The organism is Methanoregula sp., from assembly GCA_041645435.1.
Classification (GTDB): Archaea; Halobacteriota; Methanomicrobia; order Methanomicrobiales; family Methanospirillaceae; genus Methanoregula.
Genome location: JBAZQB010000010.1, coordinates 22,956 through 41,588, shown reverse-complemented (window position 1 = coordinate 41,588; position 18,633 = coordinate 22,956). Strand labels below are relative to the sequence as shown.

Genomic DNA, 18,633 nt, shown 5'->3' with positions numbered 1-18,633 from the left:
GAAAAATATCACAAAATACATGGGCCCGCTGAGATTCGAACTCAGGACCTCCGCCGTGTGAAGGCGACGTCATAGCCAACTAGACCACGAGCCCGATGCATCGACCGGGAATTGAACCCGGGCTATAGGCTTGGAAGGCCTAAGTCATACCACTAGACCATCGATGCACTGTGCTCTACAATTTTGGCGGGGAGCTGTATTAATAATTGTCACTGGATTTTCTGCAGACACTGTGCCTTGTATGTCAGTTTCCCCAAAAGTATCGTTCAGGTACGCGGACTTTTTCAACGGTAATATTCGCACACAATCCATGTGATAAACGTCTGAAAAATGGCGACTATTTATTTGCCGGATGGAAGGATGGTAATCGCTCGGGAAGTACCGCCGCGCCAATTGCGAGCACCGGTCCAATGATCAGACCTGCCCATAAGATGAGCCCCAGTATACCGATCAGCACAAGGAAAGCCCGGTCTTGCATCGTCCTCTTTGATGATGATCGCCCCATGCGTAGTGCCCAGATACCCAGTGCTAAGGGTATAACAGCAAAAACAAGGGTGAGGGCAACAGAAGAAAAAAAGCCCGTAACCGCCAGCGCCCGCATCATCTGAACCAGCGTGATCGCCGCACCGCCAAGATAGCATAAGCCGGCGATAGTTGCCAGCCAGCAGGAATAACTGAGGTGCGAACCCCTGCGTTTCTCGCGCCGGGAGATTACGATAAACCCGAGAATCACGACGGCAAGAAAAGGCGTGAGAATCGCGAGGATCGATTGGCCCTCCCAGAGATGGGTGGATATCACGCTGACCGGAACGAGCACCCATTCCGATGGTGTATACTCTTCTTCGTATCCGACTGCAAGACTGTACCGGGTTTCATCTGCCGGGCTGACAACCGCCAGATACCACAGTCCCGGCGCAGTAATCTCTTTTGAGTACGTAACAACCTCAAAAACCGGTGCCGGGCTGAATGGCTCGTAACCTGCAATCGGGGGCGGTTGCCCCTTTACAAGCTCGGTACCATATCCCTGCGGGACACTGATCTGTGCGGGGAGTCCTCCAGGTGACAGGGTCGTTGTCGGGCTCATAACGATCACATCCGGGACGGATGCATTATACCCGGCATTCATGAGCGAGAGAACAAGGCGCTCGCCCGGATTCATGCGCAGCTGGTAATATGCGACATCCCCTGCTTCGTGCAGGTGCCCGTATATCACGTAGGATTTTGTCGGTTTTTCTAGGGAAAATGCGGTACTGATATCATAATTGCCCTCTGCACTGACCGGAATATGGGCATTCACCGGCAGAGCGAGGCACAGGATCAGCAGGAGCGTTACGGGCAGTAACCAATGTTGCTTCAAAATGATTGGCCTTGTGCGTACTATCATCGCAATCCTCGTAATAGTACATCTCTTGAAATGATGTGAAATCGAATCCCTGTGCCAGGGGAATGATCGAAAAACAGTGCCCAGGTAAGATCAGAGATACTCATCGCGCCTGCGTAAAATGGGGGTATCCTTCATCGCGTGTTTGATCTCCATGGCCCGTTCAGAGTAGAATTTGGCCTCCTCGGCTTTTCCCATCTCCTTGTAGCAGATACCCAGGTGGTTCCAGGCCTCCATATTATTGGGTAAGATATTCACTACCATCCTCAATGTCTGGATCGCAGAATCAAGGTACTTGTTGTCCATATTGAGCACACCTATTAATTCGAGCGTCTCGGCAAGATCGAAGAGAAATTCCGGGTTGTCCGGTACAAGCTCCACGGCACGCAGGTGTGATTTGAGCGCCGAGGTATAGTCCCCAGTTTCCCGGTAACAGATGCCGCGATCGTTCCAGGCGAACGGGAGTTTTTCATCGATTGCCAGTGCCTGGTCAAAGGCTGCAATCGCTGCAGTAAATTTTCTTTCCCGCACATACAGGCCGACCCCGTCTTTATAGTGAGTCAGAGCCCTGCCCAGCGTCTTTTTGAGGGATCCTCCTGCTGGTATCAGCACCGCGGGTGTCTGATCGCCCTGAGGCAGTACCGGTTTATCAACCGGTGCTGCCTGGATAGTGACATCCCCAAACGTTGCCGTGACATCGCGTACCATGCTGATAGCCGCTATGCATTCTCCACGACCGTCATAGATGGGTTTTGCCTTTGCCCAGATGGTCCAGCCACTCCCGTCCTTTTTCTGTCCCCGGGTCACTGCAATGACCATCCCTTTAGGTACCCGGCTGACCAGCATGTACTCCAGCCGCTTGATCTCATCATCCGGTTCAAAGAGCAGATCCACCAGCATCTTTTTCCGGACCCCAAAGAACGGCTCTGCGTACGCGAGGTCCCCCTTGCCTATCATCATGCTTGCCGGAACCCCGGTGAGATGCTCCATGGAATCATTCCAGGCCATCACTTTTCCTTCACGATCGATGGCAAAGCTGGGATCTGATGAAAAGTTGATAATATCCGAAACGATCCGCTGGGTTGTACCCAGTGATCGCCCGATATAGTTCTGCTCAACTGACTGTTTGACAATGGCAACCAGTTCGCGGTACTGCATCCGCGGCGATTCTCCTTTTTTTAGAAAAAAGTTTGCACCATTGTTCAGTGCGTCGATGGCCGCCTGTTCGTGCCCCACTGCTGTGAAGATGATGACCGGCGTGGCATTGCCTTTCGAGCGGAGAATTTTTAAAAATTCGATACCGTTGATATCGGGCATATGGTAATCAACGATGATCGCATCGAACGTTTTACCCTGCAGGATAGTGAGCGCCTCTTGTGCAGACTGTGCAGTCTGAACGGTCATCTCACTCGACTGTTCGGAAACGATCTTGATAATTTCCAGCAGGCTGGATTCATCATCTACGAGGAGCACTGAGAGCAAGGGAATTTCCTCTCTATATAATCAAAATAAGCCCCTGATGATATAAATTACATCATTCACTCTGTGCTGTGAAACTGCTACAGGACAAATTTTCCGTATTCAAACGGAACAGGAATGCAGAACGAAAAAAACGGGATAGTGTTAGTATCCCCGCATCTCGGTTTCGACTTTTTCGAGGTTGGCGATGCGCTTTTCGAGTGGCGGGTGCGTTGAAAGAAGTTCCATAAAGGATTTGCCTGAAATGGCGGGGATGATAAAGAATGCATTTGCCGCCTCGACCTTAGCCTTGTATTCCGGTGGAACTGCATCCATCCTGCCGCTGATCTTGTTGAGGGCTGAGATAAGTGCCCGCGGGTTTTTCGTGATGAGCGCGCTGCCGCGATCTGCTGCGAACTCGCGGTATCTTGAAAGGGCGAGGATCAGCAGCGTACTGACAGCATACACGACAATCGAAACGATCCAGACAATGATCCAACTGCCGCCTTCACGATCACGCCCGCCGAATAGTGCAGAGAAGAAGAAACTCTGCATGATCATCGATGCGATCATTGCAATAAAACTGGCCATGGTCATGGTCAGGATATCGCGGTTTTTCACATGGGCCAGTTCGTGGGCAAGTACTGCCTCCAGTTCATCCCTGGTGAGCAGCCGCATGATCGAATCCGTGCAGGCAACAACGGCATGCTTCGGACTCCTGCCGGTGGCAAAAGCATTTGGCACCGGGCTCTGCATGATGGCAATCTTTGGCTTGGGGAGATCTGCTTCCGTGCAGAGCTTCTCTACTGTCCGGTGGAGTTCCGGATATTCATCCACTTCTATGATGCGTGCCCCGGTTGACCAGAGCACCAGCTTATCCGAGAAGAAGTATTGGACCAATCCCATTCCTACCGCAAGGAGGACAATCAGCCAGTAACCGGCTCCAAACGCCAACAATACTGTCATGAACACAAGGTACAGGATGAACAGTAAGAACATCGTCAGCCATACCCTGCCCGTAAGGCCCCAGTCACGTTTCCAATCCATAATTAGTACATTTTCGATGGTAGCGCTCTTAAAACATTCGACTGTTGCAAAAAACCGGCTTTATTCTGAACCTTTTTTTTGCATTCCTGATAATTATGCGAAGTCGTGCGAAAAAAGGGACCCGGTAAAACATTGGTAACTGACAAAACAGCCCCCCTCACCAGAAATCAATAACACAAGCTTATATTTTGTAACATCGGAAAGGTACGCATGGCGGAAGTCGATTCCGAAGCGCTGGCTGACGTGGCATACGGCATCTTCGAGCACCTCCTGAACAGGAGCCTCCAGGCACAGGGTAAATATCTTTATGCCCTTGTCGAAGGCGGTATTGATTTCAAACCGGATCTCGCGGCAATTTTCCAGAAGTTCACCGAAGAATACCCGCAACTGGCTGAAGCAATGCTTTCCCATTTTTCAAACCTTGACACCATATACCAGCAGCTCTGTGACGGTGAAGGGGTACTTCCTACAAAAACCACGCAGATGTACTGGATCGTTCAGGACGCACCGGGGAGTGCCCCAGAAGCGATCGAGGATGAGAATGCGGGCAAGTGGCTGATCTTCCAGGAACCCGATCAGGTGGATGGTGCCTGGACAAAAGTGCGCAATGCAACGGTGGCTCTCGACTTAGGGATCTCGGCAAAGGTGAGCACGGCAAAACCCAACCCGGATTCACGGGACAACCGCAAGGTAATCTACGTCTATACAAAGGACTGGGCAGATGAAGCAGATGTTATGCGGGCAAGGGAGAAACTCCGCGAACTGGGCTTCGTTGACCGGATCGGTTACAAGCGCAATATCGAGACCTTTGCGGGAGAATACGCAAAGAAAGGAAAACGTGTCACATATTACAGTGCATAATCTTTACACGATAATGGCCGGGGTATTTTCATGAACCATGCATGAAAGTCCTGGTGACCTTTCCACAGTTTTTTAAACATTCTGTTTTCGTTAAGAAAACCCAAAAAAGAGAGAAAAAAATATTGAAGATATCAATTATGCTTTTCGCTCTTTGTTCTTGGGGCGCAAGTTCGTGTAACCGCATTTGCGGCAGCTGGTTGCGCGGATCGCATTGCGGGCGTTGCAATGCATACATATCTTCACGTTGAGTAACCGGGCTTCGGCTTCAGGGAATTTTGCCATCGAAATACACTCCTGTCTCTGCCCTTATAAGAAAGCTGTAAGACTTCTTAACCGTTTGTGTCAAGGGGGTCGGATTGGTTTTTTTCCAAAAACCAGTCACGGAATGCAGCAAGGGCCCTGGCACGGTGGGACATGACGCTTTTTTCCTCAAGGGACATCTCTGCAAGCGTCCGCCCGTCAATGTCCACAATCGGATCGTAGCCAAACCCGTTATTACCTTGCGGAGATGTCGTGATGCTGCCGTGTATTGTTCCGGTAAATACCCGGATACCTGCGTTATCCGCGTATGCGATCGCGGTGGTGAAGTGGGCATTCCGGTTTTTCACACCATCCATAAGTTTCAGGATACCGGTATTGCCCAGCGTGTGCAGGACATACGCCGCATAGGGTCCGGGAAAGCCGTTCAGGGCATCGATGGAAAAACCGGTATCGTCAACGATGAGCGGTGTCCGGAGATGGTCATAGGCATACTGCGCTTTGCCCTTTGCGATCTCCCCCACATCATCGGAGCGGTGCTCCGGTATTTCAAGCGCCATGTGCGTAACATCCAGCGCACCTTTGAAAAATGCAGCAACCTCTGCAGCTTTGTTTGCATTACTGGTGACTATGGTAAGTTTCACAGGTATCTTCCCCTCAGTTCGATCTCGTGTTCGCGATGAATCACATCAGCAGCACCATCGAACGTTTCCGTATACCCTGCAATAAAGACTGCTTTGAGTGCATCTGCCTGCTCAGGTGCGGTGCTCTCAAGGGTCTGGAACAGCACATGGATGTCAACGCCCCGCTGCTCGATCTCGGTGGTTGCCTGTGCAAGCCCGAAGTCGATCAGAACGCATTTCCTGTCGCCTTTTCGAAGGATCAGGTTGCTTGTCGTGAGGTCTCCGTGCATGATGCCCGCCTTGTGAAGTCTGCCTACCATCCTGCCGGCTTCCATGACCGTGGATTCGTGCAGTGCGTGGGTGAGCAGGGTTCCCTGAATTTCTTCCATGACGATGGTATCAGCAGTGATGTCGCTCATGATGGGTGTGGGTACGCCACTTTTGCGGGCTGTGTGGATGAGGCGGGCTTCCGCCCGTGTTCTTTCCGCGATCAGGCGCTTATCGAGTGCTGCCACGCGGTAACGTTTCGAGACCCTCCTCTTCTCTGCAAGGCCATCGTGAAATGTGATGACGGCTTCTGCCCCCCGCTTCTGTGTGCCGTTACCGGGCTGAACCGCGACGTGTGCAGGGGGGGCATCGTGTTTCCAGGTAACCGCGACCTCATCCGAGCGGAATGAGGGATTGACCTGTGAGGATTCTATTGGCGTGATAAGCCCGCTCTCCAGCATCATCTTCCCGGTATAGGCGATCATTGCCCCGTTGTCGCCAAGATATTTCTGCTCGGGAACAAAGAATTGCGCACCGCGATCCTCGCACATTATCCGGAGCATTTCCTGGAGGCGCCTGTTTGCCCCTACACCCCCAACAAGCAGTACTTCATTTTTCCCGGCAAGCGACATAGCCCGTTCAACGACTTCCACGCACATTGCAAACGCGGTCTCCTGCAGGCTGTAGCAGACATCCGGCATTGATGCCTTGCTGTCCTTTGCAGCAGAGACAAGGCCGGAGAAGGCCAGATCCATTCCCTTCACCGTGTACGGGAGTTCAATATACTGCCCCTGTTTTCCCTGCGCTTCGATGATAGGGCCTCCCGGATGCGGGAGATTTTTTGACCGGGCGAATTTGTCCAGCGCATTGCCAATCCCGATGTCGAGCGTCTCGCCAAAGATGCGGTACCTGCCGTTCAGGTACCCTATCACCTGGGTATTTGCACCGCTTGCGTACAAAACGATGGGATCGCGACAACCGGTAGCAAAACAACCTATCTCAACGTGGGCAACGCAGTGATTGACTCCTATCAGGGGAACCTCAAGTGCAAGCGCAAGGGACCGGGCTGCTGTTGCAACCGTCCGCAGGCAGGGACCGAGCCCCGGCCCCTGGGAAAAAGCAATGCCGGTTATTTTTTCAGGCTCGGTGAGCACCGAACCTATCAGCTCCTTCATGACTGACGCGTGATGCTGGGCTGCTTCCCGGGGGTGAATGCCCCCCGTTGCCGGGCTGTAGGGTCGTGAAGCCAGCGTGATAAGATCGCGATCAAAAAGAGCGGCACTGAGGTTCCAGGCTGTGCCCTCAATCCCAAGTATCTGCCCAAAAACAGGCATTGGTGCTTATTTTCTGAATTCGGTATATCCGCACTTGCCGCAGGTAAGGCGATCCTTGTGGTCCGCCATCATGATACCGGGTCCGCAGCGCGGGCAGTATTTCTTTGCGGTGGTGATCTTGTCGCCTTCAACCTTGAAGTGCGCACCCCTCTGGGGTCCCTTGGCCTTGGCTCCTTTCTTTGGTGCTGCCATCGTTATGCCTCTTCCTTGGGCTTTGGCATACCGCGCGCTGCAAGGTGCGGGCGCTCGGTTTTGTTCCGAATCTCTTCGTTCTCGTAGATGCGGGCTGAACCGCTGATTTCAGTTTTGCCGAAGCTGCTGTGCAGGGTGTCAAGGGTAACCTGGTGCTCCTTTATGTTGAGCAGTGCGCAGAGTTTGCCGATGATCTGCATGCGGGAGGGGGTCGCTCCTTCGTATTTGAGGGTAAACTGAACCTCTCTTCTGGATAAAAGCTCATTCCTTTTATCGCTGGTGATCTCAAAGTCCATCGATATCCTGTAATTATTGGAAACCGGTTTATTTAAACTATGACCTATTCCGGAGAAAAAAATTCCCCCGGTAAAAACGATGCCGGGAAATGAAAGATGCCCATGTTGCGGTTAAAATCAGAATTTATGCATCGGAGCGTATAAAATGGTCAAGGAAATGCCGGGCAGTCTGTTGTGCCTCACGGTTCACCGTGCGCATAACAACCCCTTTGTTCGGTTGGCCATAGAGTACGATTGCCCCTAAGGGAGCTGCGAGGATAAGCGGGATAACTGCGAGATCTTCTTCCCCATCCACATTGATGGTTACCGGTGGATGGAGAACCGCATACGTGAGTGCGCGGATCAACTCATCAGTGAGAGTTCCGGCCGGGTTTTTGACATTTATGCACTCTCCCCGGAGTGCCGGTAGCCGGCTGCACGGGGACCTCATCGTATGCCCATCGATTACGGCAATCGCGGGGGTGATTCCTTTCCTCTGGAGGTTGTGGGTAACGACATCTCCCACAGCATACACGGTACTATTGGTGAGGAGGGGTATGATCTCCTCAATACTCTGGTGCAATTCCCCGAATGGATCCTTGAAGAGCTTACGGTGCTCTTCGGGAAGGGTAAGCATCAACGGACCTTCAGTGCGTAGCGGCCCGGAAGTTTGATGTTCATCCTTTTTGCCACTTCAGAGTTTTCCGGATCAATCATGACGAGGTAACCGGACCAGTCCTCGCTCAAGTTGGTGGTACCGCAGATGACACAGTTCTCACCGTCAACTACGCGGTGACAGTCACGGCAGACCTTTCCCTGTTTCTTCTTATTCGCCGGAGGCATGCTCCTTCCTCTTGCCTTTTGCCTTCTCGGGTGCCTTTACTGCGCCTTCAGGCTGGTTGGCCTTCTCTTTTTCCTTGTTCATCTCTTCTTCGAGCCAGAGTGCGGTGCCAAGTCCAGCCTGTCGCATGGTCAGGCCGATCTTGCTGTCACGTGGTTCGCGTTCGTTCAGAGAGAGGGTAACTACCCGTACGCGGACAACATCGCCGACGCCAATAAACCTCTTTGATTCCTGGCAGATGAGCCGGGCGTTCTTCTCATCGTAATTGATATACTCGTCTGAAATCTGGCTCACGTGAAGCATTGCATCGATGGGGCCGAGGCTCACGAATGCGCCGAAGCTCGTGGTTTCAACAACCAGGCCTTCGATGACTTCCTGTAATCCTAGCCTGAGTACCATCGCCTCAAACTTCACATCGTAATAGACGCCGCCATCTCCGGGAACGAGTTCTCCCTCTCCAACGTCCTGCACTTTTGTTACGCAGATGAAGATCCCGATCTCCTTATCGATGCTGCCTTCCAGCTGCTCCTGCAGGACCTCAAGGATCACTTTTTCGAGTTTCTCGCCCAGCCTCTGGGGGGGCACCCGTACCTTATCCTCAAGCATCAATTTGTGATACATTTTTTTACCTCCGTAAAATCTCCAGTTTTTTCTGATTTCTTAATGAAATTACACCGATACCCTGGGCAAACAACGCGTCTCTTACGCGCCGGTCATTGGTTACTACCAGGCACTTATTCTGGGCTGCATATTCGATTACCTGTCCATCAACCGATCCTGCTTTCAGGTCATTGACCTGTGCAATAGTGCATTTTTCGGCAAGGGCAAGACCGCAGCGTGCAGCGGCACCATCCCGGCCTTTTGCCCGGGTAAGCCCGTTCAGCTCCTGCAATACTCCGGGGAGTACTACCGGGTCAAATGCTCCGACGAGCATCCGTAGCTCGTCAAAGAGATCAACCTGGAACTGTGCCGGCATCATCAGTGCATTGGCGTCCAGGAGGACCTTCACTCGCCCAGCACACCCATCCCGATTAACCGCCAGCGTGCTCCCACCTGCCGGCTGATAGCGATCCTGGAACCGATCTCTGCACATACAGGCCGCTTCAGCGCAATCTCAACGTGATCTTTCTTGGTATTGCTCACAACTCCGACGGTTACTGCGGTACCGACAGAGAGCATCAACGGTTCGCTGTGCTTAAGCGGCTCGATGATAAGCTCGCTTGTAGCGCCAACAACCCGTTCCATCAGGGTTACACTGCACCGGATCTTCTCCCAGACCGGGGGAAGTTTGCCCTCGTGTCCAAGCACCTGGCCGGCAAGCGCATCGCTCTTGGTCAGTGCCGGATCGAGCTTTGTACCCACCCCGAGGAGTCCCCCGGGAGTCGCCGCTTCCACATTCTTGGAGCCGGCATTGATGGATGTGATCGTTGTGGTGATAGGGATCCATTTGATCTTGTTCTCAACCTGCACCTGTCTGCCGGGGCGGATCTCAATCTTCTCATCTGCTCGGAGGATGCCCCGTATAAGAGACCCCCCGACAACGCCGCCTTTCACATCCTTCCAGTTGCAGCCGGGTTTATTCACGTCAAACGAACGGGCGATCAGCATCAATGGTTCTGCATCCGGATCCCGTACCGGCTCAGGTATTGTACTGTCAAGAGCCTGCACGAGCGCTCCCATATTGATCCCTTTCTGGGATGAGACGGGAACAATGGGTGCATTTTCTGCAATGGTACCCTTGACAAATGCCTTGATCTCGTGGTAGTTATCGATCGCTTCTTTCTGGCTTACCACATCGATCTTGCTCTGGACAATGACGATATTTTTGATGCCGACAAGCTCCAGTGCCATCAAATGTTCTTTTGTCTGGGGCTGCGGGCATTTCTCACTGGCAGCGATGACGAGCATCGCACCGTCCATCAGTGCAGAACCGGACAGCATTGTCGCCATAAGCGTCTCGTGCCCGGGTGCATCAACAAATGATATGGAGCGGAAGGGAGTGCCGGTTCCACCACAGGCCGGGCATCCGGGGTGTGTGGAGAAGGCTTCTGTTCCTTCACACTTATCGCACCGGTAAAAAGTCGCGTCAGCATATCCGAGTCGGATTGAGATACCCCGCTTCACCTCCTCGCTGTGCCGGTCTGTCCATGTACCGGTAAGCGCATTGACGAGCGTGGTTTTGCCATGGTCGACATGACCCACAACTCCGATATTGACACTGGGAACTGTCACATCATGCAAATGAAATCGAACCTCCTTACTCTATAAAAGATTGTCAACCTGACCATCTTATTATGAATCTTTAATTATGCGCCGCATGGGATACCGAAGTGATTTCAGATCCCACAAAGTATAGACGCATAGCTGATCATCATATAGAGCGCCTGATACATAAATACAATCCCGCAGATCAAAAAATTATTCAGGAATATTACAAAACCAGAGGTCAAAAAAAGAAAGGATTAAAAAAGGCAAATCTCAATGAGGGGGGAGTCGCTTAACCCCCGCCCTCACAACTCTGGTCGATATTTTTTAACGCCTCGGTCATATCGTTTCCCGCAGCAAATGCCCGTTCCCTTTCAATGACTTTTTTTGCGTCTTCACTGATGGTTGATGTGGTTTTATCCGAACCGGATGCCGGGATCAGCTGGTCAATACGGTACAGGAGATGGGTACTGTCCAGCTCGGCAAATACATCTCCCCGAACGTGTTCGATTCGAAGAATGGTGCCGGTTGTCCCCGTCCTCGGATATCGCACTCTCATACCCTGGACAACCTCTTGAGATAACATACCGGAGAATACTAACTTCTCATCTATAAAAATATTTTTCTGTGCCCTGACCATCGTTTCAGGTTGTCAGTTTACTAAGAGCAGCAACAATTTCCAGTGTCGTCCTATGGGGTTCACCCACCGGATCGAGAGTATCAGATGATCCTTTGAGTGCAGAGAATATTGAGGAGACTGCTTCCCCATGGGAAGGGCCATATCCCCCTTCAAGAACAAGAGCGAGTGGATGTTCCGTTGAATCCTGGACAATCCGGGTAAGCGTACCAAAATCCCCGGGAAATAATAACATACCGCTTTTTGGGTCGTCTGACAGTGAATCCTGACCTGCAGAGATAATCACTACATCCGGTCTGAAGCGTTCAAGTGCAGGGACGAACACCCGCTCAAAGACATACCGGTAATCTGCAATGCCGGATCCCGATCGCAGGGGAGCGTTGATGGTGTATCCTTTGCCTTTCCCTGAACCGATCTCGTCTACCCAGCCGGTATGGGGGAAGATATTACCCTGGTGAATGGAACAATAGAGCACCCGGTCATCGGTATAAAATATCTTCTGTGTACCATTGCCGTGGTGAAGGTCCCAGTCAATAATGGCGACACGGTCAACACGGTCAAGAGCTACTGATGCTGCAATCGCCGCATTATTAAAAATACAGAATCCCATCGCCCTGTCCGGTTCTGCGTGGTGTCCCGGCGGGCGGACAAGCGCAAAGCTGTGTTCGCCTTCGATTGAACGGTGCACAGCCTCAATGGTGGCACCGGCTGCATAGGAAGCGACTTCGAATGTTTCTCCGTTGACATAGGTGTTCTGGTCTATGAAATGTTGTCCCCCATGGGAGGAAAACTCGCGGATCATGTGGACGTGTGAACGGGTATGGACGCGGAGGAGATCTTCTTCTTGTGCAATTCCCGGTTCAATGATGGCAATCCCGTCAGGTACACCTGAACATGCTGCATCCAGGCGGGCACTGCTCTCATCATGGTTTTTGATCTCATGCCGGGAGAAAATATCCCCGGTAATCGCGGAACACCTGACCATAATTTCTGTTCGGTACTATTATTCCCAATCTTTTAAAAAAGGGTTGGCTTTTTAAAACGAGAAAAAAAAATACGGGATTACTGGATAACGGATCCCTGCATTACTGCAGATTCCGGTACATCATATTGCTTTCCGCTGCTGATGACTCGGTATTTCCCCGTAGTCCTGACATCATATGGATTACCTGAAGTGGAGTAGGGTACAATGAATTCACCGTTGATACTTTCCTGTCGGTAGGTGTATTCCCTGCCGGTGTTGGAGATAACGGGGACTTCAATAATTCCCTCACCCTTTATATGCGCTCCTTTGACATATTCAAAGACTTTCACATACTTCACATCCGGCGTTTTTGCATTGAAGACATTGGTGGGGGATTCATGGACGAGACGGTAGTGATGCAATGCCGGAACTGTATCTATCGGGAGTGTTATTGCAGGGCTGAGAGCTGCTGCATGATACCCGGCAGGTGCTTTGAGGTTATATTCATCTGCAAGACGTTTTGCTTCAGAGGCATTCATTGCTTTTGCGTTTGTGATTACCGGCAGCGTGACCCGGGTAATCTCCGGATCAGCATATTCGACATAGTAAATATTTGAAGCGGGGGTCATGGAGCCGTCAAAATTGTGGAGCCGGGATATCGTTGTAAGATAATAGGGCTCCTTGTTCAATAGTGTGGGTTCATAATTATTTGCATCATTCTGCCCGGGTGCAAGCAGCGTCATCTGGTAGGGGGCGGTGGCAACCGAGCTGTTATACCATGTTGACATTGCCCAGAATTTTCCGGTGTCCATTTCAATATCGGTAATTACGTAACGGGTACCGAGATGATCAAGAATGCTATTTGCGTTATCCTCTGATGTTGACATGAAATAGGCAGCAGACCCCATATCTCCTGCCACACCCTGCTGGAATGGATTTGCGTTCGGGATACGTTTAGAGATATAGGTAATCATATGGCCATAGTCCCACCAGGACATGACACCATACGATCCTTCCGGGTATTTGAAGGTCTTTGGATCGAAGATTGTGTAATAATTTACTCCGGTATCTGGTGTGTTGTTCCCCAACCAGTCGAGGGACTCACGCCAGTCAGGATTCATCTGGGTCGGAATGCTTACGGCACTGGCATAACTGTATGAAACTGACGTATAAGCAAATAAAACACCCAATCCAGCAATGATCAGAATCAATCCAACCATCAGGAAATTAGATTGCGGGTGCCCCATACTCTTTTTTGCGGTTTTTTTCAGTTTTTTACTTCGGGGGGAGATATCATCCGCTGGCTCTTCCGGCTCTTTATCCGAAGAGAAACCGGATACAAGCCGGTAAATATCGCTCCGCCCTTTTATCCATACAAAACTTACACATACTGCCGAGAGCAGGGCGACGTTTATGGCCAGGTAATATTCGTACCTGACATGCTGCCAGGTAGAAAACAGCATGGTGAGTGACCAGACAAGTGCAAATACCTGTTCCGGATGCTCATTCCGCAGGTTGTTATATGCCATGACCAGAATCCCGCCAATCATCAGAATGAGGCCGTAATTAAAGGTCATCCATGCATTATCCAATGCCCAACCCCGTGCTTCCTGAACCGTATTGGTAACTGCAACCTGCCCGAAGAACGCGAAGAAAGATCCGATAAGCAGGTTAAACAGGGTAGGGCTTACGATAAACAGTACCACGGCAAAACCAATTCCACATCCAAGCAGTGCAGCGGGATAAAAATACCATTCTTTTCCTTTTAAGTAACGGGCAATAAGGTAGAGCACACCCGTACCAACGATCAGGCCGATATATGCGATGATGTGACCGATTGAGTAGGTGGAAAGACCTATGCCGTGGTCTTTGAAACCAAATAAAATCAGTCCCAGTGATGCAATGGCGAATACAACGAAGTTGATGATGACAAGATACTCACTCGTCCGGTTTTTGTGAACATCGATGATGAACTGTATTACGGTAAATATTCCCGCAATCATCGCAAAGAGGATCATTGTCGGCATCACAAAGAGGCCAAGCACGTAAGCAATGCCTGCCAAAGCTGAGAAAATGACTGATTTTTTGTAAGTGTTAATATTTTTCAGATCAGTTATTGTCTCTTTCTCTGAAAGCAGAGCGTACATATAGAACAGGCAGAATATGGTGGAAAAGAGGACTTCTGCGATATGGTGATCCATATAGCCGTATAAAGAACGGTAGAAATACTGTCCGGTTACAATGGCCGAAAAGCCAGATGTCAAAAGACCGGTTTTCCAGTCCCCGCAGGTCTTGCCCACCCAGTACATAATAGCTACAATAGCTGCTGCCATGATAGCGGGAATCACAAGGCCAACTCCAATGATTTCCGGACGCGTTGTTGCACCCGTAATCATGCAGCCTATGGCGACGATCATGGGGAAGAGAGGCCCCCAGTAGATCATCGAACCCGTGGGATACAGGGTCATGGGATCAAACCAGGCATATGCGAGATTATTGGCAAGCATCTGTTCAACCTGACGCAGGTTATAGAGCGGGTCATCACTTCCGACCATCATCAGGATATCTGTATTCCCCATCATGAACATAGGAATAAGACGAAGCCAGAGTGCGAAGAGTGAGAACAGGGTTACAAGGCCGATAATCACAAACGTCCGGCCGTTTTTTAAATTAAATTGTACCATAAGGCTAACCTTTCGTGGGTACTTGGTTTAAAGTTGTAATCATTAATAAATTTGGATTAATGTATCAGAGGATTGCCTTTAAAATCGTCTCGAACTGTCGTGATTTCTCTTTCCAACTATAATTTTCGAGATTGATGGAAAAATTGACCGGGTTATCCATCAAGGTCTTAATCTCTGCGATATACTCTTCCTGCGTCCGGTAGACTGACAAATTAGGTCCCCCGATGCGGGACACATCGGGAATTGGCCGCATCAGGATAGGTTTTCCACAGGCTGAATATTCAAAGAATTTGTTGGGAAGTGCAATATCTCCCCATTGGGGGGGTGAAAGGGGGATGGTGCAGACATCCATGCAGGCGATATAATTCGGGAGTTCGTGATAGGGTTTGGTCCCGGTAAAAACCACATGTTCTGAAATGCCGAGATCCCCGACAAGTTTCTTTAGTTCTGTCTCGTAACTGGTGAACAGCGAACTCCCCACAACCAGCATTTTTGTGGATGGACGATAACGGATCAATTCCGGAAGGGCCCTGATCATCTCATCAATGGCATACCATCGTTCCACACTCCCACAAAAACCGATAATAAAATCATCGGAACCAAATCCCAGTTCTTCTCGTTTTTTGTCTCCCGTCATAGGTTTGAAAATTTCTGTGTCCACACCATTTGTGACAAGATCTGCAGAAAAGCCAAATCCTTTGAGTTTTTCGACAAGCGAAGGTGAAACCGTTGTTATTTTATCACTGTTTGACAGGTTTCTTTTTGTGATTGCCCAGACACTTCTTCTGACCGCTTCCTGCATAAATCTGGCTTTAAAATATGCAGCAGCAGAGTCCGGGAACCAGTCCTTGAGGTCAAATACGACCGGAACATCATATTTTTTTGCTGCATGGATTACTGCTGTGCCGGCAAGCACATGAGCAGCAACTACGACATCAATACGCTGTTCCCGGATAATTTTGTTGAATATGTGGAAATGATACGGAGTATTGAACGTATAATGTAAAAGAGGACTGGTCAGGGGGAACTGTGTCGCCTCTTCTACGATAAGGCGGGTAGGACGAGTTTCTCCCCTGCTGACATGGAAGTGGGCAACGTGTACCTCGTGGTGGAGGGCCAGCTCTTCGAATATGTAGTGGTGCCGTGAAGGTATGGGGTGGTGGATATAATCCTGTGTTGATACAAGAAGAATCTTCATGAGGTATCCGGTAGTTTTTTTGGCTGTGATTTGCTTTGTGCTGTGATTTGCTGGTTGTACAATTTACCCGGTATCAGGTCTTATTTTCTTAGGTAATTCCCTGACCTTTGCCGGAGTACCAATCGCCATCATATGATCGGGGACATCACGGGTCACGACAGCACCTGCTGCAACAAGTGCACCCTTTCCGATGCATACTCCGGGTAATAAGGTTGCATTCGCTCCGATTGCGGCACGATCATGTATTACTGGACCCTCAAGCCCGCCGATGCGTGTAGGTGGATAACGATCGTTGGTGAGAATAGCGTTCGGACCGATAAAAACATGATTTCCTATCCGGGTATTGGTGGGTATGTATACCCGGCTCTGGAGATTAACATCGTTTCCTATGGTGGTGTTGCCATCTATCACCGTTGCTGTACCAATGGAAACCCGATCACCTATGCGGGTCTCTTCGCGGATCACAACATTATGCCCTGTCTGAAAAAAATCCCCAATAACCACATCGCAATAGAGGATGGTACCTGAGCGGATCACTGAATTTTTCCCGATTGTAGTCCCGGTAAAACCGGTTTTTTGCATCTTGTCCCGTGAGGGAAAACCAAGGGTTACCGGTTCGAATATCTGGGCATCGGGGCCAATGACATTTGTGCCATACTCAATCATTCAACGGTCACGCTCTTTGCAAGATTTCTGGGTTTGTCGACATCCCGTCCCAATGCAACTGCCGTATAATACGCGAGAAGCTGGAGAACCACAAGACTGGTGAGCACCTGCACATAAGGAGTAGTGCGGGGAATCGGAATGAAAATATCGACGATATCGGGCAGTTCACTATCCCCTTCGCTTCCAATGGCAATGACTGGCGCACCGCGTGCTTTCATCTCTTTGATATTGGAAACCATAACCGCATACGTGTCCCCCGGTATGCAGAGTGCAATGACCGGTGTTTCGGATGAAAGAAGAGCAAAAGGACCGTGTTTGAGTTCTCCTGCTGCATATCCCTCGGCATGGATATATGAGATCTCTTTCATCTTTAGCGCCCCTTCGAGTGCTACAGCATAGAACGGGCCGCGACCGACATAAAAGATGTCTTTTGCAGCTGTGCAGATGGCGACGGCTTCGGCAAGATCTATCAGCAGGATCTCCTCAATCGCCTGGTGGGCATGAAGGAGCATGTCATTGCATTTTCTATCGGAGATATTGTTGACGATCTGCATCAGAACAGCAAGCTGGGCGATAAATGATTTCGTTGCAGCTACGCTGATCTCAGGTCCTGCCCGCATGAATATTGTTGCATCCGCTATACGGCTCACACTGCTTCCTAATATATTGGTTATTGCAAGTGTCCTGCAGTTGTGTGCTTTTGCCTGTTTAAGTGCTGTGAGTGTATCAGCTGTCTCACCGGACTGGGTGATACCAATAACCAGTCCTTCAACCGGGGGCGGATAATATTTGAATTCCGATGCGAATTCAAGCCGGACGGGAACCCTGCAGGACTCCTCAAGGAGATATTTAAAAATGAGCCCGGTATGATATGAGGAGCCACAGGCTACAACGGTGATTGAGGTGGGATGATGGACAAATCCCGGAAGTGTTTCAGAATTTACGGCACGGATGGTATTATAGAATGCCTGAGGCTGTTCGTAGATCTCTTTGAGCATATAATGTGCAAACCCGCCTTTTTTTACATCCTCAAGTGACCAGTCAATAAGCTCCAGGGGGCGCTTTACCCGTGTTCCCCGGTTGTATATCGCAATCTTATCCCCGCGGATGGTGGCAATATCCCCGTCTTCAAGGAATATGGCACGTTCGGTATGTTCGAGTATGGGTGTCATATCCGATGCAGCAAAAGTCTCACCGTCTCCAATTCCAATAACCAGCGGACTTGCGTTTCTTGCGACGATCATCTGTTCTTCATTATCAGCGATGACAAGAAGGGCATAGGATCCTTCAAGTTTCGGGACAACTGTCTTCACTGCAAGAAGGAGATCCTTTTTCTTTCCATATTCCTCCTCTATGAGGTGAACGACAACTTCTGTATCCGTATCCGAACGAAACGTATGCCCCCGGGCTTTGAGTTGTTTTTTTAACTCTGAATAATTTTCAATTATGCCATTGTGGACAAGGGCAATGGTACCTGAGCAATCCATATGCGGATGGGCGTTTGCGTCATTAGGAATACCATGGGTTGCCCAACGTGTGTGGCCGATGCCGATCTTTCCTTTTAACCGTAGAGATGATTGGGCATTTTCCGAAATTCTTCCCTTGTGTTTATCGAATTCAAGGCACTTTCCGATCGTTGCAACACCAAATGAGTCATAACCCCTGTACTCGAGTTTTTTCAATCCCTCAACGATCAGGGGTGCAGCCTCTCTCCTGCCCACATATCCGACAATACCACACAC

Annotated in this window: 20 protein-coding genes and 2 tRNA genes; 1 reads left to right on the top strand and 21 read right to left on the bottom strand. The window is 50.2% G+C overall.

The window, feature by feature from the left end:
* Positions 1-20: 20 nt before the first annotated feature.
* The 5 genes from WC593_14965 to htpX form a co-directional block, all read right to left on the bottom strand.
* Positions 21-94, bottom strand: a tRNA-Val gene (locus WC593_14965).
* 2 nt (positions 95-96) lie between these two features.
* Positions 97-167: transfer RNA gene (locus WC593_14960), tRNA-Gly, on the bottom strand.
* Positions 168-337: 170 nt separating this feature from the next.
* Positions 338-1,357: a hypothetical protein gene (locus WC593_14955; protein MFA4826449.1), complete on the bottom strand. Its 1,020-nt coding sequence runs from the start codon at positions 1,355-1,357 to the stop codon at positions 338-340.
* Positions 1,358-1,474: 117 nt separating this feature from the next.
* A complete protein-coding gene (locus tag WC593_14950) occupies positions 1,475-2,854 on the bottom strand; it encodes a response regulator (GenBank protein ID MFA4826448.1) in 1,380 nt (459 codons plus the stop codon).
* Positions 2,855-3,004: 150 nt separating this feature from the next.
* Positions 3,005-3,886, bottom strand: coding sequence for a zinc metalloprotease HtpX (gene htpX, locus WC593_14945; GenBank protein ID MFA4826447.1), 882 nt, complete (start codon positions 3,884-3,886; stop codon positions 3,005-3,007).
* Positions 3,887-4,096: 210 nt separating this feature from the next.
* Between htpX and WC593_14940 the strand changes: the two genes are divergently transcribed.
* Positions 4,097-4,747, top strand: a complete 651-nt coding sequence (locus tag WC593_14940) for a putative phosphothreonine lyase domain-containing protein (GenBank protein MFA4826446.1) — start codon at positions 4,097-4,099, stop codon at positions 4,745-4,747.
* Between the two features lie 135 nt (positions 4,748-4,882).
* On the opposite strand, the gene WC593_14935 is transcribed toward WC593_14940, so the two are convergent.
* The 16 genes from WC593_14935 to glmS all read right to left on the bottom strand — a co-directional run bounded on the left by WC593_14935 (position 4,883) and on the right by glmS (position 18,633).
* The gene (locus WC593_14935) at positions 4,883-5,029 is read right to left on the bottom strand and encodes a 50S ribosomal protein L40e (protein MFA4826445.1); all 147 of its coding nucleotides are present in this window, start codon (positions 5,027-5,029) and stop codon (positions 4,883-4,885) included.
* A gap of 47 nt (positions 5,030-5,076) precedes the next feature.
* Positions 5,077-5,649, bottom strand: coding sequence for an RdgB/HAM1 family non-canonical purine NTP pyrophosphatase (gene rdgB / locus WC593_14930; GenBank protein MFA4826444.1), 573 nt, complete (start codon positions 5,647-5,649; stop codon positions 5,077-5,079).
* Positions 5,646-7,229, bottom strand: a complete 1,584-nt coding sequence (locus WC593_14925) for a bifunctional N(6)-L-threonylcarbamoyladenine synthase/serine/threonine protein kinase (protein ID MFA4826443.1) — start codon at positions 7,227-7,229, stop codon at positions 5,646-5,648. Before WC593_14925 ends, rdgB begins: the two co-directional genes overlap by 4 nt.
* A 6-nt stretch (positions 7,230-7,235) precedes the next feature.
* The gene (locus WC593_14920) at positions 7,236-7,421 is read right to left on the bottom strand and encodes a 30S ribosomal protein S27ae (GenBank protein MFA4826442.1); all 186 of its coding nucleotides are present in this window, start codon (positions 7,419-7,421) and stop codon (positions 7,236-7,238) included.
* Positions 7,422-7,423: 2 nt separating this feature from the next.
* Positions 7,424-7,717, bottom strand: a complete 294-nt coding sequence (locus WC593_14915) for a 30S ribosomal protein S24e (protein MFA4826441.1) — start codon at positions 7,715-7,717, stop codon at positions 7,424-7,426.
* A gap of 124 nt (positions 7,718-7,841) precedes the next feature.
* A complete protein-coding gene (locus WC593_14910; GenBank protein ID MFA4826440.1) occupies positions 7,842-8,333 on the bottom strand; it encodes a GTP-dependent dephospho-CoA kinase family protein in 492 nt (163 codons plus the stop codon).
* On the bottom strand, positions 8,333-8,539 hold the full coding sequence (gene spt4, locus WC593_14905; GenBank protein MFA4826439.1) for a transcription elongation factor subunit Spt4: 207 nt from the start codon (positions 8,537-8,539) through the stop codon (positions 8,333-8,335). The genes WC593_14910 and spt4 overlap by 1 nt, the downstream gene beginning before the upstream one ends.
* Positions 8,523-9,158 carry a DNA-directed RNA polymerase gene (locus WC593_14900; protein MFA4826438.1) on the bottom strand — a complete coding sequence of 212 codons (636 nt, stop codon included), beginning with the start codon at positions 9,156-9,158 and terminating at the stop codon, positions 8,523-8,525. The genes spt4 and WC593_14900 overlap by 17 nt, the downstream gene beginning before the upstream one ends.
* Before the next feature lie 4 nt (positions 9,159-9,162).
* A complete protein-coding gene (locus tag WC593_14895; GenBank protein MFA4826437.1) occupies positions 9,163-9,546 on the bottom strand; it encodes a PIN domain-containing protein in 384 nt (127 codons plus the stop codon).
* A complete protein-coding gene (locus WC593_14890; GenBank protein MFA4826436.1) occupies positions 9,543-10,778 on the bottom strand; it encodes a translation initiation factor IF-2 subunit gamma in 1,236 nt (411 codons plus the stop codon). The genes WC593_14895 and WC593_14890 overlap by 4 nt, the downstream gene beginning before the upstream one ends.
* A gap of 256 nt (positions 10,779-11,034) precedes the next feature.
* Positions 11,035-11,328 carry a DUF2098 domain-containing protein gene (locus WC593_14885; protein MFA4826435.1) on the bottom strand — a complete coding sequence of 98 codons (294 nt, stop codon included), beginning with the start codon at positions 11,326-11,328 and terminating at the stop codon, positions 11,035-11,037.
* 58 nt (positions 11,329-11,386) lie between these two features.
* Positions 11,387-12,364, bottom strand: coding sequence for a histone deacetylase (locus WC593_14880; GenBank protein ID MFA4826434.1), 978 nt, complete (start codon positions 12,362-12,364; stop codon positions 11,387-11,389).
* 77 nt (positions 12,365-12,441) lie between these two features.
* Positions 12,442-15,027: an oligosaccharyl transferase, archaeosortase A system-associated gene (locus WC593_14875; GenBank protein MFA4826433.1), complete on the bottom strand. Its 2,586-nt coding sequence runs from the start codon at positions 15,025-15,027 to the stop codon at positions 12,442-12,444.
* A 64-nt stretch (positions 15,028-15,091) separates the two neighbouring features.
* Positions 15,092-16,225 (bottom strand): glycosyltransferase, encoded by a 1,134-nt coding sequence (locus tag WC593_14870; protein ID MFA4826432.1) that lies wholly within the window; start codon positions 16,223-16,225, stop codon positions 15,092-15,094.
* A 63-nt stretch (positions 16,226-16,288) separates the two neighbouring features.
* Positions 16,289-16,891: a DapH/DapD/GlmU-related protein gene (locus WC593_14865; GenBank protein MFA4826431.1), complete on the bottom strand. Its 603-nt coding sequence runs from the start codon at positions 16,889-16,891 to the stop codon at positions 16,289-16,291.
* A complete protein-coding gene (gene glmS, locus WC593_14860) occupies positions 16,888-18,633 on the bottom strand; it encodes a glutamine--fructose-6-phosphate transaminase (isomerizing) (GenBank protein ID MFA4826430.1) in 1,746 nt (581 codons plus the stop codon). The genes WC593_14865 and glmS overlap by 4 nt, the downstream gene beginning before the upstream one ends.

Bases quoted from the DNA above. Each gene is read 5' to 3' on its own strand.
- WC593_14940 (MFA4826446.1), top strand. From the start codon at position 4,097: ATGGCGGAAGTCGATTCCGAAGCGCTGGCTGACGTGGCATACGGCATC.
- WC593_14870 (MFA4826432.1), bottom strand. From the start codon at position 16,225: ATGAAGATTCTTCTTGTATCAACACAGGATTATATCCACCACCCCATA.
- WC593_14935 (MFA4826445.1), bottom strand. From the start codon at position 5,029: ATGGCAAAATTCCCTGAAGCCGAAGCCCGGTTACTCAACGTGAAGATA.
- WC593_14865 (MFA4826431.1), bottom strand. From the start codon at position 16,891: ATGATTGAGTATGGCACAAATGTCATTGGCCCCGATGCCCAGATATTC.
- WC593_14910 (MFA4826440.1), bottom strand. From the start codon at position 8,333: ATGCTTACCCTTCCCGAAGAGCACCGTAAGCTCTTCAAGGATCCATTC.
- WC593_14915 (MFA4826441.1), bottom strand. From the start codon at position 7,717: ATGGACTTTGAGATCACCAGCGATAAAAGGAATGAGCTTTTATCCAGA.
- WC593_14885 (MFA4826435.1), bottom strand. From the start codon at position 11,328: ATGTTATCTCAAGAGGTTGTCCAGGGTATGAGAGTGCGATATCCGAGG.
- WC593_14880 (MFA4826434.1), bottom strand. From the start codon at position 12,364: ATGGTCAGGTGTTCCGCGATTACCGGGGATATTTTCTCCCGGCATGAG.
- WC593_14875 (MFA4826433.1), bottom strand. From the start codon at position 15,027: ATGGTACAATTTAATTTAAAAAACGGCCGGACGTTTGTGATTATCGGC.
- WC593_14925 (MFA4826443.1), bottom strand. From the start codon at position 7,229: ATGCCTGTTTTTGGGCAGATACTTGGGATTGAGGGCACAGCCTGGAAC.
- WC593_14900 (MFA4826438.1), bottom strand. From the start codon at position 9,158: ATGTATCACAAATTGATGCTTGAGGATAAGGTACGGGTGCCCCCCCAG.
- WC593_14920 (MFA4826442.1), bottom strand. From the start codon at position 7,421: ATGGCAGCACCAAAGAAAGGAGCCAAGGCCAAGGGACCCCAGAGGGGT.
- htpX (MFA4826447.1), bottom strand. From the start codon at position 3,886: ATGGATTGGAAACGTGACTGGGGCCTTACGGGCAGGGTATGGCTGACG.
- spt4 (MFA4826439.1), bottom strand. From the start codon at position 8,539: ATGCCTCCGGCGAATAAGAAGAAACAGGGAAAGGTCTGCCGTGACTGT.